6 protein-coding genes are annotated in these 4,181 nt (G+C 68.7%); 2 read left to right on the plus strand and 4 right to left on the minus strand.

Annotated features, from left to right (window positions below):
* Window positions 1-477: class I SAM-dependent methyltransferase (locus ACXJKR_RS26015; protein WP_457325268.1), on the minus strand; the 477-nt coding region annotated here is incomplete at its 3' end.
* A gap of 51 nt (window positions 478-528) precedes the next feature.
* On the opposite strand from ACXJKR_RS26015, the gene gloB reads away from it, so the two are divergent.
* Both gloB and ACXJKR_RS26025 read left to right on the plus strand, forming a co-directional pair.
* Window positions 529-1,314 (plus strand): hydroxyacylglutathione hydrolase, encoded by a 786-nt coding sequence (gloB, locus tag ACXJKR_RS26020; protein WP_457325270.1) that lies wholly within the window; start codon window positions 529-531, stop codon window positions 1,312-1,314.
* Window positions 1,311-2,894 carry a transglycosylase SLT domain-containing protein gene (locus tag ACXJKR_RS26025; RefSeq protein WP_457325271.1) on the plus strand — a complete coding sequence of 528 codons (1,584 nt, stop codon included), beginning with the start codon at window positions 1,311-1,313 and terminating at the stop codon, window positions 2,892-2,894. Before gloB ends, ACXJKR_RS26025 begins: the two co-directional genes overlap by 4 nt.
* 8 nt (window positions 2,895-2,902) lie before the next feature.
* On the opposite strand, the gene ACXJKR_RS26030 is transcribed toward ACXJKR_RS26025, so the two are convergent.
* The 3 genes from ACXJKR_RS26030 to ACXJKR_RS26040 form a co-directional block, all read right to left on the minus strand.
* Window positions 2,903-3,295 carry an MAPEG family protein gene (locus ACXJKR_RS26030; protein WP_056198029.1) on the minus strand — a complete coding sequence of 131 codons (393 nt, stop codon included), beginning with the start codon at window positions 3,293-3,295 and terminating at the stop codon, window positions 2,903-2,905.
* 10 nt (window positions 3,296-3,305) lie between these two features.
* On the minus strand, window positions 3,306-3,887 hold the full coding sequence (recR, locus tag ACXJKR_RS26035) for a recombination mediator RecR (RefSeq protein ID WP_457325272.1): 582 nt from the start codon (window positions 3,885-3,887) through the stop codon (window positions 3,306-3,308).
* 136 nt (window positions 3,888-4,023) lie between these two features.
* Window positions 4,024-4,181, minus strand: a 158-nt coding sequence (locus ACXJKR_RS26040; RefSeq protein WP_457325273.1) for a YbaB/EbfC family nucleoid-associated protein, incomplete at its 5' end; no start/stop codon positions are given.

The raw sequence follows: 4,181 nt of genomic DNA on the forward strand, positions 1-4,181 counted from the left end.
CGCCGCCTCGACGTCAAAACTCAGCAGCTTGAGCCAGTCGCGCAGCCGCCAGTAGCCGATGAAGTCGCCATCACGGGGCAGATAGGGCTCGCCGCGGCGCTTGAGGCGGCCGAGGTTCTGGCGCAGGCCCCAGAGGCTGGCCGGGTTCAGGCCGAAGACGATGAGCCGCCCCTCGGGCCGCAGCACGCGCTCGACTTCGCGCAGCAAGGCGTGGGCGTCGGGCGCCAGCTCCAGCGCGTGCGGCAGCAGCACGAGGTCGAGGCTGGCGCTTTCGAAAGGTAGCGCGTCAAAATCGCAAAGCAGGTCACGACCGGCCAGCCAGCGGTGGGGCATGCGGTTGGTCTGCAGACCGTTCAGTTCGGGCAGGCCGAGTTGTAAGGCGTGAAACCCGAACAAATCGGTCACGGCTGCGTCGACCTGGGCCTGCTCCCAGGCAAGCAGATGGTGCCCGGGCGGGGTTTGCAGCCAGGCTGTCAAATCTATACTCGGCGCTTTATCTGTCATGGGTTGGCGCCATTGACGCTCAGTTTGACGCTCACGCCGCTTCCTGCATTCGACGACAACTACCTCTGGCTGCTGGACAACGGCCGCGAGGCCCTCGTCGTCGACCCCGGCGACGCCGCGCCGGTGGCTGCGGCGCTGGATGCCCGGGGCCTGACGCTGGCGGGCATTCTATTGACCCACCACCATAGCGATCACGTCGGTGGCGTCGACGCACTGCGGCCGCGCCTGCAAGGCCCCATCTACGGCCCCGTCCACGAGGAGCTGCCTGAGCCAGTACAGCGCCTGCATGGCGGCGATGCGGTCGAGTTGCTCGGCCTCAAGTTCGCCGTCATGGACGTGCCGGGCCATACGGCGGGTCACATCGCCTACTTCGCTGCTGACGTCCCTGGCAGCGACCCCCTGCTCTTCTGCGGCGACACCCTCTTCAGCGCCGGCTGTGGCCGCCTCTTCGAAGGCACGCCGGCGCAGATGCATGCCTCGCTGCAATCCCTGGCCGCGCTGCCGTCCGAGACCCGGGTCTGTTGCGCCCATGAATACACCCTGTCCAACCTGCGCTTTGCGCGCGAGGTGGACCCGGCCAACGCGGCGCTGGCGACCTACGCCGCCTGGTGCGAGGCCGAGCGCGCCGCCGGCCGGCCCACGCTGCCCGGCCGCATCGGCAACGAGGTGCGCATCAACCCTTTCCTGCGTTGTACCGAAGCCGCTCTGCGTGAGGCCGCTCGCCGCCACGCCCCCCTCAAACTCCCGGCCGCGCCCAGCCCGGTCGATGTGTTCGCCACCTTGCGCGAATGGAAGAACGGATTCCGATGACCCTGATTCACCGACTCTCTCCCAAGGCGCTCGCGCGCCTTTCTCCGATCCTTTTGGCTGCCCTGCTTGCCGCCTGCGCCACCACCGCTCCGGTCGATCCCGCCAGCCTCGACACCCCGCCTACCCCACTCCCCGTTGCCGCTGAACCTGCCCCCGCGCCGCTGACGCTCGCGGCACCCGCGCCGGTGCGCGCCATCGCGGCCGAGCTGCTCGAGGACAACCTGCGCCCCGGCGAGAAGATCGACCTCGACGCGCCGGATGTGAACGCCGACCTGTGGGCCCGCGTGCGCAAGGGCTTCCAGCTGCAGGACCTGGACGACGACTGGGTGCGCAAGGCCGAGGCCTGGTACACCGCGCGCCCCGACTACGTCGAGCGCATGACGACGCGCGGCAGCCGCTACCTCTTCCACATCCTGGACGAAGTCGAGAAGCGCGGCATGCCTGCCGAGCTGGCCCTGCTGCCCTTCGTGGAGAGCGCCTTCGTCACGCACGCCGTGTCGACGGCCAAGGCTACCGGCATGTGGCAGTTCATGCCCGCCACCGGGCGCGACTTCGATCTCAAGCAGAACATCTTCCGCGACGACCGACGCGACGTGCTGGCCTCCACCCGCGCCGCGCTGGACTACCTCGGCCGCCTGCACAAGCAGTTCGGTGACTGGCATCTGGCGCTGGCGGCCTACAACTGGGGCCAGGGCAATGTGCAGAAGGCGGTGGCGCGCAATCAAAAGCTCGGCCTGCCGACCGACTACGCCAGCCTGAAGATGCCCGATGAAACGCGCTACTACGTGCCCAAGCTGCAGGCGGTGAAGAACATCGTCTTCGCACCCGATCGCTATGCGCTGACGCTGCCGGTGGTGGCCAACCACCCGTATTTCCTGAGCGTGAAGATCGAGCGCGACATCGACGTGGCCCTGGCCGCCCAGCTTGCCGGCATCACGCTGGAAACCTTCCAGCAGTTCAACCCGCAGATGAACAAGCCGGTCATCCTGGCCGCCGCCACGCCCCAGGTGCTGCTGCCTTATGACCAGGCCAGTGCCTTCGCCGAGAACCTGGCCCGCCACAGCGGCCCGCTCGCGAGCTGGACGGCCTGGGTCGTGCCCAAGACCATGAGCCCGGGCGAGGCCGCCAAGCGTGCCGGCACCAGCGAAGCGCTGCTGCGCGACATCAACAAGATTCCGCCCAAGATGCTCGTGAAGGCCGGTTCGACGCTGCTGGTGCCGCGCGGCGAACACATCGTCGCCGACGTGTCCGAGCGCCTGGCTGACACCGCCGCGCTCAACCTCGCGCCCGACGCGCCGCCGCTGCGCCGTGTGACGCACAAGGCCGGCAAGGCTGACACCGTGGCCACCATCGCCGCCCGCTACAAGGTGCGCAGCGAGCAGGTGGCGCAGTGGAACAAGCTGGCCGCCAACGGCCGCCTCAAGCCGGGCCAGGCCGTCGTCGTCTACACCGCCTATTCGCCGGCCAAGGCACCGGTGGCCAAGGCGACGCCCGCCAAGGTCGTGAAGGTGGCCGCCAAGGCGCAGCCCAAGGGCAAGGGCGGCAAGGGCCGCACCGTCGTGGCCGCGGCCACGCCTTGAGCCTTGTTTCAGCGAACGAGGAACAGTGCGACGCAGGCCGCCAGGCCTGCAGCCCACACCAGTGAGCGCAGCGAGGCGCGGTCCGCCACATAGAGGCCAATGAAGGCCAGGCGCGCAGCGACGAATCCCACGGCCAGCGCATCCACGCTGCCCTGCGCGGCCTGGTGCTGATGGGCGACAAAGAGGCCGGCGACGAAGATGGGCAGGGCCTCCCAGCTGTTGGCCTGGGCCGCGTTGGCCCGCGCCTGCCAGCCGTCGAGCTTGGCCAGCCATTCGCGCGGCTGGTTGTTGTCGAAACCGCCATCACGCCTGCGCTTGCCGAAGCCCTTGGACTTGGCCAGGAATGTGCAGCCCAGGGGCAGCAGGCAGGCGACGAGCAGGCAGAGTTGGGCAATCGTCATCCGGGCTTCCTCAGCGTCGATCAGTCAAGGCATGAGCGATGGTGCCCAGGTCCACGTATTCGAGCTCACTGCCCACCGGCACGCCGCGCGCAAGCCGCGTCGACTTGATGCTCCGCGCCCGCAGCGCCTCGGCCAGTACATGGGCCGTGGCCTCGCCCTCGGCGGTGAAGCTGGTGGCGAGGATGACTTCCTCGACACCTTCCTCGCTCGCCCGCGCCAGCAACTCGGCCGCGCCGATCTGGCGCGTGCCGATGCCGTCGAGCGGCGACAGCCGTCCCAGCAGCACGAAGTAGTAGCCGCGGTAGGAAGCGGTGCGCTCCAGCGCGGCCTGGTCGGCCGGCGTCTCGACGACGCACAGCAGCCGCGCGTCGCGGTCGGCGTCCGCGCAGACGCTGCAGATCGGCGTTTCGCTGAAGGTGTGGCAACGCTCGCAATGCTTGATGTGCTCGCCCGCCGCCGTCAGCGCATCGGCAAGGCGCGGCATAGCCAGCCGGTCATGCTGCAGCAGGTGGTAAGCCATGCGCTGGGCCGACTTCTGGCCCACGCCGGGCAGGCGCTTGAGCGCCTCAACAAGCGTATCCAGTGCGTTCAAATCGAAGCCACGTTGTCAGTAAACGATCGCAGCCGCAGGCGCGATCTCATCAAGCGGCAGCCGTGGAACTGGCTTTGCCAGGCCACTGGCTGCGCCCCCTTGAGGGGGAGGCGCGAAGCGCCTCGGGGGTGGGCCATCAAAACGGGAACTTCATGCCGGGGGGCATCGGCATGCCTTGCGTCAGCTTGCCCATCTTCTCGGAGCTGGTCGCCTCGGCGCGGCGGGCTGCGTCGTTGAAGGCGGCGGCGACGAGGTCTTCCAGCATGTCCTTGTCATCGGCCAGCAGGCTGGGGT

The organism is Roseateles sp. P5_E11, assembly GCF_054049355.1.